Origin of the sequence: Nocardioides faecalis (assembly GCF_018388425.1) — a bacterium.
In the GTDB taxonomy this organism is placed as follows: Bacteria; Actinomycetota; Actinomycetes; order Propionibacteriales; family Nocardioidaceae; genus Nocardioides; species Nocardioides faecalis.
The window spans coordinates 1166155-1186204 of the sequence record NZ_CP074406.1 but is presented as its reverse complement, the minus strand read 5'-3'; the positions used below and the strand labels follow the sequence as shown (position 1 = coordinate 1186204).

20 protein-coding genes are annotated in these 20050 nt (G+C 72.4%); 4 read left to right on the top strand and 16 right to left on the bottom strand.

The features are described 5' to 3' along the window. Positions 1–114: 114 nt before the first annotated feature. Both KG111_RS05475 and metX read right to left on the bottom strand, forming a co-directional pair. Positions 115–1560 (bottom strand): M1 family metallopeptidase, encoded by a 1446-nt coding sequence (locus KG111_RS05475; protein ID WP_205291696.1) that lies wholly within the window; start codon positions 1558–1560, stop codon positions 115–117. A 22-nt stretch (positions 1561–1582) separates the two neighbouring features. Then, the gene (gene metX, locus KG111_RS05470) at positions 1583–2674 is read right to left on the bottom strand and encodes a homoserine O-acetyltransferase MetX (RefSeq protein ID WP_205291697.1); all 1092 of its coding nucleotides are present in this window, start codon (positions 2672–2674) and stop codon (positions 1583–1585) included. Between the two features lie 116 nt (positions 2675–2790). Here metX and KG111_RS05465 point away from each other — a divergent pair, with 116 nt between their 5' ends. Then, positions 2791–3753: an LOG family protein gene (locus KG111_RS05465; RefSeq protein ID WP_205291698.1), complete on the top strand. Its 963-nt coding sequence runs from the start codon at positions 2791–2793 to the stop codon at positions 3751–3753. A 47-nt stretch (positions 3754–3800) separates the two neighbouring features. On the opposite strand, the gene rlmN is transcribed toward KG111_RS05465, so the two are convergent. Both rlmN and KG111_RS05455 read right to left on the bottom strand, forming a co-directional pair. Beyond that, positions 3801–4937, bottom strand: coding sequence for a dual-specificity RNA methyltransferase RlmN (gene rlmN, locus KG111_RS05460; protein ID WP_205291699.1), 1137 nt, complete (start codon positions 4935–4937; stop codon positions 3801–3803). A gap of 86 nt (positions 4938–5023) precedes the next feature. Then, positions 5024–5500 (bottom strand): hypothetical protein, encoded by a 477-nt coding sequence (locus KG111_RS05455; RefSeq protein WP_205291700.1) that lies wholly within the window; start codon positions 5498–5500, stop codon positions 5024–5026. A gap of 64 nt (positions 5501–5564) precedes the next feature. Between KG111_RS05455 and KG111_RS05450 the strand changes: the two genes are divergently transcribed. Both KG111_RS05450 and KG111_RS05445 read left to right on the top strand, forming a co-directional pair. After that, a complete protein-coding gene (locus KG111_RS05450; protein WP_205291701.1) occupies positions 5565–6389 on the top strand; it encodes a tryptophan 2,3-dioxygenase in 825 nt (274 codons plus the stop codon). Then, positions 6386–7588 carry an aminotransferase class V-fold PLP-dependent enzyme gene (locus tag KG111_RS05445; protein WP_205291702.1) on the top strand — a complete coding sequence of 401 codons (1203 nt, stop codon included), beginning with the start codon at positions 6386–6388 and terminating at the stop codon, positions 7586–7588. The genes KG111_RS05450 and KG111_RS05445 overlap by 4 nt, the downstream gene beginning before the upstream one ends. Positions 7589–7630: 42 nt before the next feature. Here the strand turns inward: KG111_RS05445 and KG111_RS05440 are convergent, their stop codons facing one another. From KG111_RS05440 to rpsB, 8 genes are all read right to left on the bottom strand, one after another. Continuing rightward, positions 7631–8509 (bottom strand): phosphatidate cytidylyltransferase, encoded by an 879-nt coding sequence (locus KG111_RS05440; RefSeq protein WP_205291703.1) that lies wholly within the window; start codon positions 8507–8509, stop codon positions 7631–7633. A 20-nt stretch (positions 8510–8529) separates the two neighbouring features. Further along, a complete protein-coding gene (frr, locus tag KG111_RS05435; protein ID WP_205291778.1) occupies positions 8530–9084 on the bottom strand; it encodes a ribosome recycling factor in 555 nt (184 codons plus the stop codon). 38 nt (positions 9085–9122) lie between these two features. Next, positions 9123–9836 carry a UMP kinase gene (pyrH, locus tag KG111_RS05430; protein ID WP_205291704.1) on the bottom strand — a complete coding sequence of 238 codons (714 nt, stop codon included), beginning with the start codon at positions 9834–9836 and terminating at the stop codon, positions 9123–9125. A 95-nt stretch (positions 9837–9931) separates the two neighbouring features. Further along, a complete protein-coding gene (locus tag KG111_RS05425; RefSeq protein ID WP_205291705.1) occupies positions 9932–10261 on the bottom strand; it encodes a hypothetical protein in 330 nt (109 codons plus the stop codon). Next, positions 10258–11523: a hypothetical protein gene (locus KG111_RS05420; protein ID WP_205291706.1), complete on the bottom strand. Its 1266-nt coding sequence runs from the start codon at positions 11521–11523 to the stop codon at positions 10258–10260. Before KG111_RS05420 ends, KG111_RS05425 begins: the two co-directional genes overlap by 4 nt. 1 nt (position 11524) lies before the next feature. Next, positions 11525–12721 carry an SPFH domain-containing protein gene (locus KG111_RS05415; protein ID WP_205291707.1) on the bottom strand — a complete coding sequence of 399 codons (1197 nt, stop codon included), beginning with the start codon at positions 12719–12721 and terminating at the stop codon, positions 11525–11527. A 202-nt stretch (positions 12722–12923) separates the two neighbouring features. Next, a complete protein-coding gene (gene tsf / locus KG111_RS05410) occupies positions 12924–13733 on the bottom strand; it encodes a translation elongation factor Ts (RefSeq protein WP_205291708.1) in 810 nt (269 codons plus the stop codon). 104 nt (positions 13734–13837) lie between these two features. Then, positions 13838–14764, bottom strand: coding sequence for a 30S ribosomal protein S2 (gene rpsB, locus KG111_RS05405; RefSeq protein ID WP_205291709.1), 927 nt, complete (start codon positions 14762–14764; stop codon positions 13838–13840). 303 nt (positions 14765–15067) lie between these two features. On the opposite strand from rpsB, the gene KG111_RS05400 reads away from it, so the two are divergent. Further along, complete coding sequence (locus KG111_RS05400; RefSeq protein ID WP_205291710.1) at positions 15068–15745, top strand: M23 family metallopeptidase; 678 nt, start codon at positions 15068–15070, stop codon at positions 15743–15745. Here the strand turns inward: KG111_RS05400 and KG111_RS05395 are convergent. The 4 genes from KG111_RS05395 to KG111_RS05380 all read right to left on the bottom strand — a co-directional run bounded on the left by KG111_RS05395 (position 15730) and on the right by KG111_RS05380 (position 19980). Beyond that, the gene (locus tag KG111_RS05395) at positions 15730–16665 is read right to left on the bottom strand and encodes a tyrosine recombinase XerC (protein WP_205291711.1); all 936 of its coding nucleotides are present in this window, start codon (positions 16663–16665) and stop codon (positions 15730–15732) included. The genes KG111_RS05400 and KG111_RS05395 overlap by 16 nt on opposite strands. A gap of 113 nt (positions 16666–16778) precedes the next feature. After that, complete coding sequence (gene dprA / locus KG111_RS05390) at positions 16779–17990, bottom strand: DNA-processing protein DprA (RefSeq protein ID WP_205291712.1); 1212 nt, start codon at positions 17988–17990, stop codon at positions 16779–16781. Next, on the bottom strand, positions 17987–19612 hold the full coding sequence (locus tag KG111_RS05385; protein ID WP_205291713.1) for a YifB family Mg chelatase-like AAA ATPase: 1626 nt from the start codon (positions 19610–19612) through the stop codon (positions 17987–17989). Before KG111_RS05385 ends, dprA begins: the two co-directional genes overlap by 4 nt. After that, positions 19612–19980: a YraN family protein gene (locus KG111_RS05380; protein WP_205291714.1), complete on the bottom strand. Its 369-nt coding sequence runs from the start codon at positions 19978–19980 to the stop codon at positions 19612–19614. Before KG111_RS05380 ends, KG111_RS05385 begins: the two co-directional genes overlap by 1 nt. Between the last annotated feature and the right edge of the window lie 70 nt (positions 19981–20050).

Below are 20050 nucleotides of genomic sequence, written 5' to 3'. Positions count from 1 at the left end.
CTCCATCTCGTCCGGGCGCGCCCCCGAGGGCGCGGGTCGCCATATTGGTACCACCGGCGCCGCCGAGGTCGCGGGAGGCGCGCCTGGCACCCGGGCGATCCGGCGGTCAGGCGGTCAGGCCGGGCAGCTGCGGGTGATGCCGTTGGCCGGGGTGGCGGCCGGCACCTTGCCGGCGCGCAGCCACGCGTCGAAGAAGCCCTTGAGGCTCTTGCCGGAGATCTCCTCCGCGAGCGCCTCGAACTGGGGCACGGACGCGTTGGAGTCGTGGTGGGCGCTGACCCAGGTGCGCAGCACCCGGGTGAGGTCGGACTCCCCGATCCGGTTGCGCAGCGCGGCGATCACCATGGCGCCGCGGTGGTAGACGGCGGCGTCGAAGATGTTGTCGGCGCCGGGATCGGTCAGGTCGAGGCGCCAGAACGGCGCGTCCACGTCGCCGCACGTCTCGACGTAGCCCCGGTGCAGCCAGCTGTTCACGCTGGGCCCGCCGTGCGCCTCGGCGTGGTCCAGCTCCATGTAGGTGGCCAGGCCCTCGTTGAGCCAGATGTCGCGCCACCGGCTCACCGAGACGCTGTCGCCGAACCACTGGTGGGCGAGCTCGTGCACCATCAGGTCGCGGTCGATCCAGGCGCCGTACGTCGGCCGCGTCTGGTTCTCCAGCGCGAACCCGACGTCGAGGCTGGTGACCAGGCCGCCGGTGCTCGTGAACGGGTAGCGGCCCAGTCGTGCCTGCAGCCAGTCGGTGATCGAGGCGGTCCGGCGCAGCTTGCGCAGCGCCATCTTGCGGGTGGCGGCGGGCAGGCGCTTGGAGACGGCGTTGTAGTAGCGGATCCCGGCCGCGGAGCGGCCCTTCTCGATCGTGAAGTCGCCGGCGGCGAAGAACGCCAGGTACGTCGCCATCGGGTCGCGCATCCGCCAGTGGGTGGTGGCCTTGGCGCCCTTGACCTTGCGGCTGATCATGGTGCCGTTGCTGACCACCCGCTTGGCGCGCGGCGCGGTGACCTTGATGTCGTAGGTGGCCTTGTCGGAGGGGTGGTCGTTGGAGGGGAACCACCACGGCGCCATGTGCGGCTGGTTCATGGTGACCACCTCGTGCCGGTCGGCCAGCCAGGAGCGCTGCCCGGCGTAGGAGAGCCGGCTCGGCCGGCCGGCGTAGTTGACCACGACCCGGAACACCTCCCCCGCCGCGATCGGCGTCGCCGGGGTGATCCGCAGCTCGTGGGTGCTGGACTTGCGGAAGCGCGCCGGCACGCCGTCGACGGTGACCTTGGTGGCCTTCAGCAGCAGGTCCATGGAGAACCCGCGCAGGTCGCGGGTGGCGCGCATCCGGGCCGCGGTGCGCCCGCTGAGCCGCTTCTTCGCGAAGTCGTAGGAGACGTTGATGCTGTAGTGCAGGGCGTCGGTCCCGGCGTTGCCGTCCTTGGGCCAGTAGGGGTCCGGACCGAGGCCGGAGGCCTGCACCCCGGTGGTGCGCGAGGAGTCGGGCACCGCGACCGAGGTGCCGGTGACGAGGCCGGGGACCAGCAGCAGGAGCAGGGACCCGAGGAACAGCCGCGTGCGCATGGCGCGCACGTTACGCGAGTGCTCAGCGGGCGAGATGGTCGGCGACGAGGTCGTGGTAGCCCGGCGGCTGGAGCAGGAAGGAGTCGTGGCCCCACGGCGAGGCGATCTCGGTGTGGTCCACCGCGATGCCGCGCTCGGCCAGGCAGTCGCGGATGTGCAGCGAGTGCGCGGTCGGGAAGCGCCAGTCGGTGTCGAAGGAGATGAGCCGGAACCGGGTGCCGACCTCGCGCTCGGCGACCGTGGCGAACGGGTCGAAGTAGTCCATGGGCCGGGTCAGGTACAGGTAGGAGAGCGCGTCGAAGCGCTCCAGGAAGCTCGTGCCCTGGTGCTGCAGGTAGTGCTCGACCTCGAAGTCGGCGGTCAGGCGCATGTCGCCGGGGCCGGAGTCGCGCCGGTGACCGAACTTCGCCCGCAGCGCGGTGTCGGAGACGTAGGTGACATGCGCCAGCATCCGGGCCACCTTGAGGCCGTGGCGCGGGCTGACGCCGTGCTCGGCGTAGCGACCGCCGCGGAAGTCGGGGTCCTCCATGATCGCGGCGCGAGCGACCGAGGACAGCGCGATGTTCTCCGGGGTGAGCCGGGCGCTGGCCGCGACCAGCACCGCCCGCTCGATCCGCTCGGGCTCCTCCAGCGCCCACTGCAGCACCTGCATGCCGCCCAGCGAGCCACCGACGGCCGCGTGCAGCCGGGTGATCCCGAGCCGGTCGAGCACCCGGCGCTGCACCGCCACCAGGTCGGCGACGTCGAGCAGCGGGAAGTCCAGGCCGTAGGCACGGCCGGTGGCCGGGTCGGTCGAGCCCGGCCCGGTGGTGCCCGCGCAGCCGCCCAGCAGGTTGGTGCTGATCACGAAGAACCGGTCGGTGTCGACCGCCTTGCCCGGACCGATCAGGTTGTCCCACCACCCGGGCTTCGCGGCGCCGGCGTGCATCCCGGCGGCGTGCGCGTCCCCGGTGAGCGCGTGGCACACGAGCACCGCGTTGTCGCGGGCCGGCGAGAGGACGCCGTAGGTCTCGTAGGCGACCTCGACGTGGGCGAGCTCGGCACCACAGACGAGCCGCAGCGGCTCGGTGTCGGTCACCACCAGGCGCTGGGTCTCGACGATCCCGACACTCATCGTGTGCTCCTCTGGGTCGGACGCGGCGGCGCGGCCGGGGCGAAGTCGAGCCGAACAGTACACATTGAGCCGCGACGTGAACCACCCAGGTCAGGTCGGCCGGTAGGTTCGCCGGCGTGAGGAACACACGCACGCACGGCGTCGTGGTGGCGGTGCGCACCGAGGACGACCGCACGCTGGCGTCCGGGGCGCGGCAGGTCGCCCACGACGACGTGGACCACCTCGAGGTCGAGCGCAGCACGCTCTACACCGCCGACGAGCTCTACGACGCCGAGCACTACGCCGACACCCTCGACGCCCGCGCCGCCGGCTGGGCCCGCACCGTGACCGGCCCAGCGGCCGCGCTCGCGCAGGTGCTGCACGACCAGGCCATCGACACCGCCCTGTCCGCCTGGATCGCCGAGCGCCCGCTGGTCGGGGTGATGGGTGGCCACGCCGCCACCCGTGGCAGCGCGTCGTACGGCGAGGCGGCACGCCTGGGAGCGCTGCTGGGCGGCACCCACGTGGTGGCCACCGGCGGCGGGCCGGGGGCGATGGAGGCGGCCAACCTCGGCGCCCGGCTGGCGCGCCACTCCCCCGACACGCTGGCCGAGGCCCTCGCCACGCTGGCCCGGGTGCCGTCCTTCGAGCCGTCGGTGGACGACTGGGTGGCCTCGGCCCGCACGGTGCTGGCCGGCACCGGTGCGCCGACCCCGAGCCTCGGGGTGCCGACCTGGCACTACGGGCACGAGCCGCCGAACCTGTTCGCGACCGCCATCGCGAAGTACTTCCGCAACGCGCTGCGCGAGGCGATCCTGGTCCAGGTCTGTGACGCGGGGATCGTGTTCCTGCCCGGTGCCGGCGGCACGGTGCAGGAGATCTTCCAGGACGCCTGCGAGAACTACTACGCCGCCGAGGACGACGTCGCGCCGATGGTGCTGGTCGGTCGGCGCTACTGGACCGAGGAGCTGCCCGCCTGGCCGCTGCTGCGGGGGTTGGCGCGGGGCCGGGCGATGGAGCCGCACGTGCACCTCGTCGACACCGTCGAGGAGGCGGCCGCGCTGTTCACCGTGCCGCCGGTCCTCGACCCGCTGCACTGAGCGACGGGCTGAGCGACGGGCTGGAGGCGGGCTGGAGGCGGCTCGCGCTACTCGACCGCGGCGAGCTGGCCGCAGGCGCCGTCGATCTCCTGGCCGCGGGTGTCGCGCACCGTGGTCGGCACACCCTTGGCCTCGAGCCGGCGCACGAACTCCCGCTCGTCGGCCGGGTCGGAGGCGGTCCACTTGGAGCCGGGCGTCGGGTTCAGCGGGATCAGGTTGACGTGCACCCAGCCGTGGCCGCGCTCGTTGAGCACGTCGGCGAGCAGGTCCGCGCGCCAGGCCTGGTCGTTGATGCCGCGCATCATGGCGTACTCGATCGACACCCGGCGCTTGGTCTTGGCGAAGTACTCGTGCGCGGCGTCGACGGTCTCGGCGACGGAGAAGCGGGTGTTGATCGGGACCAGCTCGTTGCGCAGCTCGTCGTCGGGGGCGTGCAGGCTCAGTGCGAGCGTGACCGGGATGCCCTCGTCGGCCAGCTGCTTGATCCGCGGCACGAGCCCGACGGTCGAGACGGTGATGCCGCGCGCCGACATGCCGTACCCCTCGGGGGCGGGGTCGGTGAGCCGTCGTACGGCGCCGATGACGGCCTTGTAGTTCGCCATCGGCTCGCCCATGCCCATGAACACCACGTTGTTGACCCGGCCGCGGCCACCGGGGACCTCGTCACGGTCCAGCGCCCGGGCACCGGCGAGCACCTGCTCGACGATCTCCGCGGTGGACATGTTGCGCTGCAGGCCGCCCTGGCCGGTGGCGCAGAACGGGCAGGCCATGCCGCAGCCGGCCTGGCTGGACACGCACATCGTGGTGCGGCCCGGGTAGCGCATCAGCACCGACTCGACGAGGGCGCCGTCGAAGAGCTTCCACAGCGTCTTGCGGGTGGTGCCCTTGTCCGCCTCCAGCGTGCGCAGCGGCGTCATCAGCTCCGGCAGCAGCGCGGCGACCAGGTCGTCGCGCTGGGCCGCCGGCAGGTCGGTCATCTGCTCGGGGTCGTCGACGAGCCGGGAGAAGTAGTGCGTGGAGACCTGCTTGGCCCGGAAGCCGGGCAGGCCCATCTCGACGAGCAGCTCCTTGCGGCCGGCGGGGTCGAGGTCCGCCAGGTGCCGGGGTGGCTTCTTCCGTCCACGCGGCTCGGCGAGGACGAGAGGGAGCGGGCGCGGCTCGGCGGCGGCAGGCTGGTCGGACATCCCCACGATTGTCCCATCGCGGGCGGTCCTCACCCAATCCCGCGGCCGGGCGCGTCAACGGCGCCGCGACCCCTCGCCGGAGGCGCTCAGGTGTCGCGGTTGTAGAGGAACCAGGCGACGCCGGCAGCGACGACGCCGACGACGAGCAAGGTGGAGAACATCCCGAGCAGCAGGTAGCGGGCGAACCGGCGGGTCCGGGCGGGCACCAGCAGCCCCAGCGGCAGCGCCAGCACCACCACCACGAACGGCAGCAGCTCCTCGGCCCGCTCGTACCCGGCGATCCACTTCACCACCGCGGCGTACAGGCCGGGCACGACGATGATCCCGACCATGCCCGTGTAGAACCCCGCGAGCGGGAAGAAGACCGGGTGCCCGCGGTGGAACCAGTCGGGCCGACGCGACGGCGCGCCCTGGGACGAGGCACCCTGGTGCGAGCCGGCCGGGGACGGCGCGACCGGCGCCGGCGCGACCGGCGTCGACACCGGCGAGGCGGCGGGCGGGCGGCCTTGCTCCGCGGCGTCGTCCTCGCGCCGGAACGGCGGGGCCTGGGATGCGTCAGTCATGTCCGACTGATCGTATCCGGTGCCCGCCCCACACGCCGCGCCCGCGCTGTGTGACGCTGGGCGGATGAGTGAGCAGCAACCCATCCCGTCGGCCCCGGACGCCGTGCCCCACCCGGCTCTGACCTACAGCAGCTACCTGGCCCTCGACGAGGTCCTCGCCGCGCAGCGTCCTCGCTCCGAGGAGCACGACGAGCTGCTGTTCATCGTCATCCACCAGGTCTACGAGCTGTGGTTCAAGCAGATGCTGCACGAGCTGGCCGGGCTGCAGGAGCACCTCGAGGAGGGTGACACCGCACGCTCGCTGCACACCCTGGGCCGGGTGCTGGCGATCCTCAAGGTCGCCGTCGCCCAGGTCGACGTGCTGGAGACGATGACGCCGCGGCAGTTCACCAGCTTCCGCGGCCGCCTGGACGCCTCGAGCGGGTTCCAGTCCGAGCAGTTCCGCGAGCTGGAGGCCACCCTGGGCCGCCGCGACCCGAGCGTCTTCGAGCACTACCCGGCCGGCAGCCCCGGGCGGGCGCGGATCGAGGCGGCCATGTCCCGGCGCTCGGTGTTCGACTCGTTCCTGCGCTACGTCACCACGCAGGGCCACCCGGTGCCCGCCGAGGCCGTGGAGCGCGACGTGCGGCAGCCGTGGCCCGGCTCGGAGCAGGTGCAGGAGGTGCTGCTCGCCGTGTACGACGCCGACGGCGGCGCCGCGCAGGTGGCGGAGCGGCTCGTCGACCTCGACGAAGGCCTGCAGGAGTGGCGCTACCGGCACGTGAAGATGGTCGAGCGCACCATCGGCACCCGGCCGGGCACGGGCGGCTCCTCGGGGGCGCAGTACCTGTGGCAGACCGTCACCCAGAAGCTCTTCGAGGACCTGTGGGCGATCCGGAGCCGGATGTGACCCGGCTGCCCGACCCCGCTGCGCTCGCCGCGCACTACTCGCGGTTCGCGGTCGCCGAGCGGCTGCTGCTCACCGGGCACTCGCACCAGGCCTGGCCCGACGTGGCGCGCGAGGGCCAGGTGCAGGCGTACGACGACGCCGCCCTCGCCGTGGACACCAAGTGGGAGCGGGCGTTCGCGAAGGCCGAGGCGGTCCGGTCCGGGGTCCGCGCCCTGCTGGGCGAGGCGGACGCCGACGTCGCCCTCGGCGCCAGCACGCACGAGCTGCTGGTGCGCCTGCTCTCCGCGCTCGACCTGCAGGCGCGGCCCCGGCTGGTCACCACCGACGGGGAGTTCCACTCCGCGCGGCGCCAGCTGGACCGGTTGGGCGAGGCCGGCGTCGAGGTGGTCACGGTGCCCGCCGCGCCGGTCACGGACCTGGCCGACCGGCTCGCCGCGCAGCTGGACGACCGCACGGCCGCGGTCGTCGTCTCCTCGGTGATGTACGAGACCGCCCACCTCGTGCCCGGGCTCGACGCCCTCGCCCGCCGCGCCGAACGGCACGGCGTCGAGCTCGTCGTCGACGCCTACCACCACCTCGGCGTGGCGCCGCTCGACCTGGCCGAGACGGGGCTGACCGGGGCCTGGGTGCTCGGGGGCGGCTACAAGTACCTGCAGCTCGGAGAGGGCAACTGCTTCCTGCGGGTGCCCGGCCACGCCGAAGGCCTGCGGCCGTTGGTCACCGGTTGGTACGCCGAGTCCGGCGACCTGCAGCCCGACCCGACCGACACCTCGGCCGACACCCCGGCGGTGGCCTACGCCCGGGGCGCGGCGGCCTTCGCCGGCGCCAGCTACGACCCGACCAGCCACTACCGCGCGGCCGCGGTGCTGGACTTCTTCGCCGACCAGGGCCTCACTCCCCCGGTGCTGCGTGGGGTCTCGCTGCACCAGCGCGGCCTGCTGGCCGCCGCCGTGGACGACCTGGACCTGCCCGAGGACGTGCTCACCCGGGACCGGGAGACGCCCGCGGCGGGGTTCGCCGGGTTCTTGAGCCTGCGCTCGCCGTACGCCGCACGGCTGAGCCGAGGGCTGGCCGAGCGCGGGGTGCACGCCGACAGCCGCGGTGAGCACCTGCGGCTGGGCCCGGCGCCGTACCTGCGCGACGACCAGCTCCTGGCGGCCGTCGCCGCGCTCGGAGAAGCCGCCCTCGCACTGCACTGACCTCGGCCGAAGGGCGACGCCCGGGCTGCCGGGCGGTCGGCGTCAGAAGACGGCGTAGTGCAGCAGCAGCCAGATCGGGGCGATGGTGGCGAGCAGCGAGTCGAGTCGGTCCATCAGCCCACCGTGGCCCGGCACGACCTGGCTCATGTCCTTGATCCCCAGGTCGCGCTTGATCACGGACTCGCACAGGTCGCCCAGGGTCGCCATGACGACGGCGATCAGGCCCAGGCAGATGCCGATCCACCACTCGCCCTCGAGCAGGAACACCACCAGCACCCAGCCGGTCGCGACCGTGGCGACCGCCGACCCGGCGAAGCCCTCCCAGGACTTCTTGGGCGAGATCACCGGCGCCATCTGGTGCTTGCCGAACAGCACGCCGGCGACGTAGCCGCCGATGTCGGAGGCGATGGTGACCAGGATGAAGGTGATGATCCCCTTGACGCCGGCGTCGTCCAGGCCACCGCCGCCGCGGCCGCCCTCGGCGAGCATGAGCGCGACGAAGGAGCCCAGGAACGGCACGTAGACCAGCGCGAACACCGAGGCGGTGGCGTTCTTGACGTAGCCGTCGACGCCGCGCCGCAGCAGCCACAGCATCGTGACCAGGGCGCTGACCGCGGTCGCGGTGACCAGGGCGGCCGAGCCCCAGGCGTAGGCGACCACGACCATCACGACGCCGCCGACCATCAGCGGCTGCTCGGGCAGGTCGTACCCGCGGGCGAGCAGGCCGCGGCGCAGCTCCCAGATGGCGACGACCACGGCGATCGCGACGATCACCATGAACGCCGGCTTCCAGAACGCCAGCGAGGCGGCGACCGAGCCGAGCAGCACGACGGCCGAGGCGACCGCCGCCTTGAGGTCCCGGCCGGCGCGACCGTGGTCCTTCTTCGGCGCAGGCGCGGACGGCGGCACTTGTTGTGTCATCTGTGGAGAGCGGCTCGAGGTCAGACCTCCAGCAGCTCTGCTTCCTTCTGCTTGAACAGCTCGTCGATCGACTCGGTGTGCTTCTTGGTGAGTCCGTCGAGCCGCTTCTCGGCGCCGGTGACGTCGTCCTTGCCGACCTCGCCGTCCTTCTCGAGCTTCTCCAGGTTCTGCTTGGCCTTCTGCCGGACCTGGCGCACCGCGACCTTGCCGCCCTCGGCCTTCTCCTTGGCGAGCTTGATGAACTCCTTGCGGCGCTCCTCGGTCAGCTCGGGGAAGACGCAGCGCAGCTGCCGGCCGTCGCTGGAGGGGTTGACGCCCAGGTCGGAGTCACGGATCGCGCGCTCGACGTTGCCGATGGCGCCCACGTCGAAGGGGGCGACGATGATCGTGCGGGCCTCAGGCGCCGTGAACGACGCAAGCTGCTGGATGGGCGTCGGCGTGCCGTAGTACTCCACCATGATCTTGCTGAACATGTTGGGGTGCGCCCGGCCCGCGCGGATCGCCGCGAACTCCTCACGGGTGGCGTCCACCGACTTGCCCATCTTCTGGTCGGCCTCGTCGAGGATGTCGTTGATCACCGGTTCTCCTTCGTTCCTGGGGCAGGGTGCGCGACTCAGCCGGCGCTGACCCTGGTGCCGATCTTCTCACCCTGCACCACGCGCAGGATGTTGCCCTCGGGCTCCATGCCGAACACGATCATCGGGAGCTTGTTCTCCCCGCACAGCGCGAAGGCCGTCTGGTCCATGATCCGCAGGCCCTCGGCGATGGCCGCCTCGTAGGTGAGCTCGTCGTACTTCGTCGCGGTCGGGTCGAGGTGGGGGTCGGCGGAGTAGACGCCGTCCACGCCGCTCTTGGCGACCAGCACCACGTCGCAGCGGCTCTCCAGAGCGCGCTGCACCGCGACGGTGTCGGTGGAGAAGTAGGGCATGCCCATACCGGCGCCGAAGATGACCACGCGGCCCTTCTCCATGTGCCGGATCGCGCGCCGCGGGATGTAGGGCTCGGCCACCTGGCCCATCGTGATCGCGGTCTGCACCCGGGTGTCGACGCCCTCCTTCTCGAGGAAGTCCTGCAACGCCAGGCAGTTCATCACGATGCCGAGCATGCCCATGTAGTCGGCCCGGACGCGGTCCATGCCGCGCTGCTGCAGCTCAGCGCCGCGGAAGAAGTTGCCGCCACCGGTGACGATCGCGATCTGGACGCCGTCGTCGACGACCGCCTTGATCTCGCGGGCGATCGCCTGCACCACGTCGGGGTCGACCCCGACCTTCCCACCGCCGAAAACCTCGCCTGAGAGCTTCAGGAGGACTCGCTTGTATCCGGCCACCGGGGTCCTTCCTTGTCGATCGCGGGGACGCCCCCGAGGTTACCGGTAGCGCAGGCCTCGGGCCCAACGGCCTTGGGCCCGCCGAGCGGCCCTGCTCAGCGCACCCGGTTCACACGACGACGGTAGGAGGAGGCGTTGTCGCCCTCGATCCTCGACTTTCGGGTGCGGGAGATGTGATCGACCTTCTCCTCGCCGCCCTCGACCGGCTGCGCCTCGATGATCGTCTCGTGCTCGAAGGAGTGGGACTTGTCGGTGTTGCGGTAGTACCGGTAGATCGCCCAGTACGTCGCAGCACCGCCCACCGGGCCCGCCGCGAGCAGCCACACGATCCCGTCACTCTCGCCCTCGGCGGCCCGGACGACGTCGGCGACGAGCGGACCCGCCTGGGCGAGCACCAGCGCGAGGTCCACCAGCAGCGCGCTCATGCGCTCGCCACCAGGATCGCGCCGGCGATGCCCTCGAGGAAGGTGCCCACGGTGATCGCCGCGAGCAGCAGCTTGGGCTGGGAGACCGGGATGCTGCCCATGGTCTCTCCGGTGCGGGCGTTGACGGCGATGTAGTGCAGCACCCCGTTGCTCTCCTGCTGGTAGGAGTAGAGCCAGACCGGCAGGTACATCGAGACCCACCGTGAGCCGCCGACGTCGACGCGCTCCTGCTCCCAGCGCACCCCGCGGTCGAAGCGGCCCAGGGACCCCTCGACCTGCGCGCGGCCTACGGAGAGCAGCTGGTCCTCCAGCACCGGCTGCAGCGCGGTGACGTTGCGGTCGCGCTTCTCGCTGGTGAAGCCGACGAGGTAGCTGGAGTTCCAGCGCACCGCGTTCTTCGTGTCGAAGGGCAGGATCGTGTTCACGATGTTGTTGGTCTTCGCGCTGTTGAAGTCCGCACGCTCCGAGGAGCCCTCGATGGTGAGGTCGTCGACGGTGAACGCGACCTTCCGCGCCACCTGGTAGACGTCGGCGGCGTAGTAGGTGACCGTGTTGTCGCCCTGCTTCTCGGTCCACCGCCGGGTCTGCACCTCGCCCTGGCCCCAGTACTCGGACTCGACGCGCGCGTCCACCACGAGGTAGGGCAGGTAGACGCCCAGCACGTTCTCCGGCACGAACTCCTTCTTGAAGCGCTTGTGCGCGAAGAGCCGGCGCTTGGAGGCGAAGCCGCGGATCAGCTCGACCGCCTCGTCCTTGGTGAGCTTGAACGGCAGCACCGCGTCGGGGACCGCGCCGTTCTCGATCTGCTGGTTGACGTTCAGCGTGTGCCGGCACCAGTGGCAGCGGGCGTTCAGCGCGTGCGCGGTGTCGATGACGACCTCCGCACCGCACCCCTCGCACTTGAACGTGACGACGTCGTCGGCGTCCGCGGCGATGTCGGCGGCGCCGCTGGCGATGACCACCCCGTCGAGGGTGTCGATCCCCTCGCCGAGGCCGAGCTCCTCCTCGACCCGCGTCTCGGACCACTCGTGCCGGCAGTACCGACACACCAGCATGCCGGTCGACCCGCGCAGCTGCACGTCGGTCGACCCGCACCGCGGGCACCGGTTGAGCCCGTCCTTGAGCGAGTCGTTGACCGTGTTGATGTCCGGGCCCGGCTCGGGCTCGGCGCGCGCTGCTGCCAGCTCCTCCTCCAGCGACAGTGGTGGACCGTCGAAGGTGGGCCGCTGCGGCTCGCGCGGCTCGGTGGGTTCCTGCGTCATCTCAGAGCCCGAGCGCCTTCGCCTTCGCGGCGTCGTAGTCCTCCTGGGTGATGAGACCGGCGTCGAGCATGTCCTTGGCGCGCTTGAGCACCACCATCGGGTCGTCGGCGGCCGGCGCCGCGGGTGCGGCCGGCGCGGCAGGCGCCGCGGGTGCGGCAGGCGCCTGCTGGGCGGGCACAGGCTGCTGCAGCCCGCCCACGCCGAGGCCACCGGCCGCCATGCCCATCCCGATCAGCCCGCCCGGGCCGGCGTTCTCGCCGGCGTTCTCCATGCCGGCAGCCACCGAGGCCTGCAGGTTCGAGTTCCCGCGGGCGCCGGAGAGGGCGTCGGCGCGCTGCACGTTCTTGAGCAGCTCGCGGGTGTTGGCGTCGTACTCGATGGAGACGATCGCGACCTTCACGATCTCCAGGCCGCGGTCGGTGCGCCACTGGTAGTTCTGCTCCACCGCCGCGGACAGCGACTGCGCGAAGCCGATGGAGTCCTGCTGCAGGCGAGCGATCCGGTTCCCCTTGGCGGGGTCGTTGGTGTACATCGAGAACGCCGGGGCCAGCGAGCCGACGACCTCGTTGAACAGCTGCTCGCCGGCCGGGTTGTCCATGTCGGTGAAGTCGAAGAACTTCTTGCCGCCGATCACCTCGGCGGGCAGGAAGTTGCGCACGAACGTGAGCGGGTCAGTGATCTTGAGCGTGTAGGTGCCGCGCGTGATCGCACCGACCTGGGTGTTGAGGAACGCGTCGTCCCAGTAGATCTCCGACTGGGTGCCGAACCGGTTGTTCGGCAGCTCCTTGAGGGTCACGAAGATCGCGTTCTGCTGCGCCGAGGGGCGCCCGCCGAACTTGAACCGCTCCCAGCTCTGCTTGATCACCGCGTCGACGAGGCCGCCGCCGGTGAACACCGACTGCGACGCCGGCTCGTCGGAGTTCCAGATGTAGGCACCCGGCTCGGCAGCGAAGCCGGTGAACGCACCGTCCTCGAGCAGCACCAGGCCGTAGCCCTCCGGCACGATGAACTTCGAGCCGTTGGTGATGACGCCCTCGGAGCCGCGCTTGTTGCTGCCACGGTCCGCGTTCTGGCCCTTCGCCACGGCGGGGAAGACCGCCACCGTCGAGCTGATGCCATCCGGGATCCCGTAGAAGTCGACCCACTGGTCGCCGAGGGTTCCGCCGATCGCGCCGGCCGCCGCCTGAATGAGTCCCACTGACGTTCTCCTTCACCTGAGCCGGGCTCCCCCTGCGGAGGGCGCCCTCGACCGGAGTATGTCCGGTCGCCGAAACCATCAAACTACACCGCCACGGGGGTCGCGAACCTCCCCTGCCGCGCCTGGGAGGGACCAAAAAAAGCCGACGGCCGGCACCACGTGCGTGGTGCCGGCCGTCGTACGGTGCCGGGAGGACCGTCGCTCAGGCGCCGACCTCGAACCGGACGAACCGCTTCACGGTGGTGCCGGCGGCGTCGAGGACGGCCTTGACCGTCTTCTTCGACTCGCTGACCGACTCCTGCTCGAGCAGGACGATCTCCTTGAAGTACCCGCCGAGGCGGCCCTCGACGATCTTGGCGACGGCAGCCTCCGGCTTGCCCTCCTCGATCGTCTTCTTGGTGAGCACGTCCTTCTCCGCGGCCACGGCGTCGGCCGGGACCTCGTCGCGGGTCAGGTACTTCGCCTTGAGGGCGGCGACCTGCATGGCGGCGCCGCGGGCGGCGGCCTCGTCACCCTCGTACTCCACCAGCACGCCGACGGCGGGCGGCAGGTCGGCCGCACGCTTGTGCAGGTAGACGGTGGTCTCGCCGTCGAAGTACGCGACGTTGCCGAGCTCGATCTTCTCGCCGATCGTGATCGCGAGGTTCTCGACGACCGCGCCGACGGTGCTGTCGCCCAGCGGCAGCGCCTTGGCGGCCTCCACGTCGGAGGCCTTGCCCTCGTTGACCGCCTCGGCGATCTTCTGCGCGGTGGCGATGAAGTCCTCGTTCTTCGCCACGAAGTCGGTCTCCGAGCGCAGCTCGATGAGCGCGCCGCCCGCGTTGGCGACCAGGCCGGCGGAGGTCTCGCGCTCGGCGCCACGGGCCGCAGCCTTGGCCGCACCCTTGACGCGGAGCAGCTCGACGGCCTTGTCGAAGTCGCCGTCGGTCTCGTCCAGCGCCTTCTTGCAGTCCATCATCCCGGCGGAGGTCGCCTCGCGGAGCTTCTTGACGTCAGCAGCAGTGAATGCCATGGGTTCTCCTCGAAATCGGTTCGTGTGAGCAGAAGCGGGACGCCCCGGTGTGTGTGCCGGGTCGGCGTCCCGCTTCTGCTCGGTGCCTTGGGTGGAGCGGAGGCTCAGGCCTCGGCGGGTGCGTCGGACACCGGAGCGGCCTCGGCGGGCGCCTCGGACGTCGCAGCGGCCTCGGTGCCCTCGCTGGAGGCGCCGGTGGCCTCGGAAGCCGGGGCGTCGGTGGCGGCGTCGCCACCGGTGGCCTCGACGGCGACCTTCTCCGCGTCACCCTCGAGGAGCTCGCGCTCCCACTCGGCCAGCGGCTCCTGCGCGGCGGGGGCGCTCGAGGACGAGCTGCCGCCGGAGCGGGCGATGAGGCCCTCGGCCACGGCGTCCGCGACGACGCGGGTCAGCAGGCCCACGGCACGGATCGCGTCGTCGTTGCCCGGGATCGGGAAGTCGACGAGGTCGGGGTCGCAGTTGGAGTCCAGGATCGCGATGATCGGGATCCGCAGCTTGCGGGCCTCCTCGACCGCGAGGTGCTCCTTGTTGGTGTCGACGATCCAGACCGCGGAGGGCGTCCGGGTCATGTCGCGGATGCCGCCCAGGGTCTTGTCGAGCTTGACGTGCTCCCGCTTCATCTGCAGGAGCTCCTTCTTGGTGCGACCCGAACCGGCGACGGTCTCGAAGTCGACGTCGTCGAGCTCCTTGAGGCGGCTGATCCGCTGGCTCACGGTCGAGAAGTTGGTGAGCATGCCGCCGAGCCAACGCTGGTTGACGTAGGGCATGCCGACGCGGGTCGCCTGCTCGGCGATCGACTCCTGCGCCTGCTTCTTCGTGCCGATGAACATGATCGTGCCGCCCTTGGCCACGGTGTCCTTGATGAACGCGTAGCTGCGGTCGATGTAGGCCAGCGACTGCTGCAGGTCGATGATGTAGATGCCGTTGCGGTCCGTGAGGATGAACCGCTTCATCTTCGGGTTCCAGCGACGGGTCTGGTGTCCGAAGTGGACACCGCTCTCGAGGAGCTGGCGCATGGTCACGACAGCCATAGTGATCTCCTGTTGTGGTTTCGGTTGGTCCTGTCGCCTGCACGTGGTCCGACCACCTGGCGCGAGCCGGGTGGACCGAGGACCGACGTCCACGGGAGACCAGGTCCCGAAGGGCCTGTCGTGGTCAGCGGGCGAGCGAATTCCGGCCCAGGGCGGACCGGTACGGATCAGCCTACGGCGAACGGCACCCGGCGAGCCAATCCGTGGCCACCGGTCCTGCACAGCCGGGCCCGGGCGCACCTGCCGTCCACAGCTGCCGGGGATCGGGACCCGTGTCGGGGCGGCGCGGCGCAGGCTGCAGGCATGGCCCGACGTCTCCTGTTGCCCCTCCGCACGGCACTGGTCCTGAGCGTGCTGCTCGCGGTGCCGTCGGCTCCCGGGGCCCCTGCCCTCGGCGCCTCCGGTCGGACCACCGGTGGGACTGCCAGCACGACTGCACGGGCTGCCGTGTCCGGAGACGACCCGGTCGGGGTGTGGCCGTTGCAGCCGCAGCCGCGGGTGCACCGGCGCTTCGATCCGCCGGATGGTCCTTACGGCGCCGGGCACCGGGGCGTCGACCTCGCCGGCCACGCCGGCCAGCAGGTCCGGACGGCGTTGCCGGGCCGGGTCGCCTTCGTCGGCCGGATCGCCGGCCGTGGCGTGGTGACCGTCAGCCACGGCGACACCCGGACGACGTACGAGCCGGTGGCGGGCGCCGTGGCGGTGGGCCAGGAGGTGGCGGCGGGTGCGGTGATCGGCAGCCTCGAGCTCGTCGGGTCGCACTGCTTCCCCCAGGCGTGCCTGCACTGGGGCTGGTTGCGCGGCGAGACGTACCTGGATCCGCTGCGGCTGGTCGGCGGCGGTCCGGTGCGGCTGCTGCCCCTGTGGCGCGACCGGCCGGCGCCGGCGGGCGTACCGGGCGCACCGGGCGTCTCCTGGCCGCGACTGGTGGGGCTGCTCGGCGCTGGTGGGTCTGACGGTGCTGGTCAGGCCCGTGGGTGAGCCTGCTGGTAGGCGCGGCGGAGTCGGTCGGTGGTGACGTGCGTGTAGCGCTGGGTCGTGGCCAGAGAGGCGTGGCCGAGCAGCTCCTGCACCGAGCGCAGGTCGGCGCCACCCTCCAGCAGGTGGGTGGCGGCGGTGTGCCGCAGCCCGTGCGGCCCGAGGTCGGGTGCGCCGGGCACGTCGGCGATCCGGCGGTGCACGAGGGTGCGCACCGCCCGCTGGTCGATCCGCCCGCCGCGCGCGCCCAGGAAGAGGGCGGGGCCCGACCCCGGTCGGAGCAGCTGGGGCCGGCCCTCGCGGAGCCACCGGTCGAGCGCTCTCGCGGCCGGCGTGCCGAAGGGGACGGTGCGTTCCTTGCGGCCCTTGCCCAGGACCCGGACCAGGTTGCGGTCGCGGTCGACGTCGTCGACGTCGAGGCCGCACAGCTCCCCCACCCGCACGCCGGTGGCGTAGAGCAGCTCGAGCATCGCCACGTCGCGCAGCCCCACCGGGGTGCCGTCGTCGGCCAGCGCGCTCGCCGCGCGGAGCAGCTCGTGCGCCTCGTCGGCACGCAGCACGTCGGGCAGCGTGCGGTGCGGCTTCGGGGAGCCGAGGGCGGAGCCGGCGTCGCCGGGAGCCCGGCCGGTGCGGGCCAGCCAGGCGGTGAAGACCCGGGCCGCGGTGGCCCGCCGGGCGAGCGTGGTGCGCGAGAGGCCCAGGCTCTGCTGCTTGGCCAGCCAGCTGCGCAGCGAGCGGAGGTCGAGGTCGGCGACGTCGTCGATGCCGAGCCTGCTCGCATGCTCCAGCAGCGCGGCGAGGTCGCCGCGGTAGGCCCGCACCGTGTGCGGTGCGAGGTCGCGCTCGCTGACGAGGTGGCGCTCGTAGTCGGCCAGCACCCGGGCGTGGGCCTCGGGCAGCGCGTGGTCGGCGTCCGTGCTCACCGCCCGATCCTAGGACGGCGCCCGCCCCGACCGGGGCCGCCACGCTGCCGACACGGGCGGCCGGTCTCGCCTCCTCCTGACGAGCGGCGCTCCCATCCGATGAGGCGGTGGGCTCACGCGCGACCGCGCTCGGTCAGCCGCCACCCGCCTGCCCGCGCCTCCACGAGACCTCGCTCCTCCAGGCCCTCCAGGAAGTGGGCGACCTGCGGCGCACCGAGCCCGGCGACGAACGCGATCGACGCCGTCGGTGCCGGCTCGAGGACCGGGACGGCATCGAGCACCTGGCGCTCGGGCACCGACAGGCGGTCGCGCTCCTGCTCCGGGGCACGCAGCTCCTGGGTGAGGTTCTCCCCTGCGGACCCGAGCAGCTCGAGGACGTCGTCGGGTCCGGTGACGAGCGTCGCCGCACCGGAGCGCAGCAGCTGGTTCACGCCCTGGGAGGCGACGCTGGTGAGCGGACCGGGCGTGCCCATCACCACCCGGTTCAACCGCTCCGCCCAGCTGGCGGTGTTCAACGCGCCGCTGCGCACCGCCGCCTCGACCACGACGGTGCCGCGGGTGAGGGCGGCGATGACCCGGTTGCGGGCCAGGAACCGGATCCGGAACGGCGAGGCACCCAGGGGCGCCTCGGAGACGACGGCGTGGTTCTCCCCGAGGTAGCGCAGCATGTCGCGGTGGGCCGCCGGGTAGGCCCGGTCCACCCCGCACGCCAGCACCGCCACGGTCGCCGCCCCCGCCCCGACCGCTCCGCGGTGCGCCGCGTAGTCGATGCCGAACGCCGCACCCGAGACCACGGGATGACCGGCTGCTGCCACGACCGCGGCCAGGTCGCTGGCCAGCTGGTCGCCGTACGTCGTGGCGGAGCGGGACCCGACGATCGCCACAGAACGTCCCAGCCGGTCCAGGCGCAGCGGCCCCTTCACCCACAGGCCCGCGGGCACCTCGCCGCGCTGCTGCAGCTCGCCCGCCTCTGTGAGGTCCTCGAGCTGCTCGGGCCACTCCTCGTCCCCGGGGATGACGAACCGGATCCCCTGGCGCTCGGCCTGCTCGAGCGTCCGCTCGGGCTCCACCTCGGCGAGCCGGGCGGAGGCTGCGGCCAGTTCGGGGCGCAGGTCCGGGTGGCGCCGCAGCACGTCGAGGAACTCGACGCCGCCGAGGCGGCCGGTCAGGCCCAGGCAGCGCAGGTCGCCGGGCTCGACGACCATGCTGATCGTCGCGCGAGCGAGTCGCTCGGCGTCGCGGTCGGCCCCGGAGCCCGGGATGGGCGCGGCGGCGAGGGCCGTGCTGTCCAGGGGCGTGCGCTTGAGGGGCGGGGTCCCGGTCATCCGGCGCGCTCCGCTCCGGCCCACGTCGGGCGACCGCGGACCGTGCTCAGGTCCAGCGGCTCCCCCAGGCGCAACCTGAGCGCGGCCGCCACCTCCTCCGCCCCTGGGGTGATGTCACGTCCGGTCCGCACGGAGGCCAGGTCGGCCACCGTCCACGCGACCCTCAGCACCCGGACCGCTCCCCGGGCGCTGAGGCGTCCGCGGTACGTCTCCTCGTCGAGCAGCCGCTGCCCGGCCTCGCTGACGGGCCAGGTGTCCTTGAGCCGCGGGCTGGGGACCTGGCTGTTGTAGCGCCAGCTGCGGTCGGCGTACCGCCGCACCTGGCGGTCCCGCGCGGCGCGCACCCGCTCCCGGACCTCGGCGGAGGTCTCCACGGGGGCGAAGGGGTCGGCGCTGGCGGGTGTGGCCGGCTGGACGTGGCGCAGGATGTCGATCCGATCGGCGACCGGCCCGGAGGTGCGGGCCTGGTAGGAGCGACGGATCCGCTCCGCGCACTTGCACCGGTTGGTCCGGGCGTCGACGGTCCAGCTGCCGCAGGGGCACGGGTTCGCGGCCAGCACCAGCATGCCGCCCGCCGGGAGCGTGACCGACTCGTCGCGGCGCGCGATGGTGATGTCACCGCTCTCCAACGGTTGCCGCAGGGCGTCGATCACGTCGGAGCGGAACAGGGGGAACTCGTCGAGGAAGAGGACGCCGCAGTGGGCCCGGCTGAGCTCGCCTGGTTGCACCTGCCCGAGCCCTCCCCCGATCACGCTCGCCTTGCTGGCGTCGTGGTGCGGAGCCGCGAAGGGTGGGCGCCGCACCATGCCCTGGCCCGGGTCGAGCACCCCGGCGAGCGAGTGCAGGGCGGTCAGCTCGAGGGACTCCTCGGCGCTCAGGTCCGGCAGGATGGTCGGGATCCGCTCGGCGAGGCTGGTCTTGCCGCAGCCGCGGGCACCGGACAGCAGGACGGCGTGGTTGCCGGCGGCGGCCACCTCGACGGCGTACTTCTCGTCCAGCATCCCGCGCAGGTCGGCGAGGTCGAGCTCGTCGAGCCGCTCCTCGCCGCGCCAGGTGATCAGGTTGGTGCCCGAGGAGGGCGGGACCGGTGGCGCCTCGGGCAGGTCGTCACCCGCCAGGTAGGCGAGCACCTGCGCCAGCGAGCGTGCGCCGACTACCTCGACGCCGGGCACCATCATCGCCTCCTCCGCCTGCGGCTCGGGTACGACGACCCGTCGCGCCCCACGCTCGGCGGCGGCCAGCGTCATCGGCAGCACGCCGACGGCCGGTCGCAGTCCGCCGGCAAGCGTGAGCTCGCCGATGAACACCGTCTCGGCGAGGTGACGCAGCTCGACCTGCCCGGCCGCGGCGAGGACACCGATCGCCATGGCCAGGTCGAACTGGGTGCCCGACTTCGGCAGGTCGGCCGGCGAGAGCAGGATGGTGATCCGCTTGGCCGAGGGCCACTCCAGGTCGCTGTTGATGATCGCCATCCGGACCCGGTCCATCCCCTCGCGCAGTGCGGCATCGGCGCGCCCGACGATCACGAGCGTGGCGGCGCCGACGGAGACGTCGGCCTGGACGTCGATGAGGTGTCCGCGGGCGCCGTTGAGCGCCACACACTGCGCGGTCGCGAACGGCATCAGCACAGCCCTCGCACGTGCTCCACCTGCGCGGGCCCGCGGGCCGGTCGCATCACCGCGACGAGGTCGATGCGGATCCCGTCAGGGCGCACCGCGCGCTCGCGCGCCCACCGCTCCCCCAGCCGCCGCAGCCGGTCCAGCTTCGTCGGCGTGATCGCCTCGTGCGGCGTCCCGGCGACCAGGCTGGTGCGGGTCTTGACCTCGCACACCACCAGCGTGGCGCCGTCGCGCAGCACGATGTCGATCTCGCCCTCGTCACACCGCCAGTTGCGTTCGAGCACGGCGAGACCGAGCCCGCTCAGGTGACGTGCGGCCACCTCTTCGCCGTACGCCCCGATGGCCTGCCGTGCCTGTGCTGTCGTCGCCATGGGACCAGCCTGGGACGCGGGACCGATTCGGACAGTGGGCCACGTCGCGCTCTGTGGAGGACGACCGCCG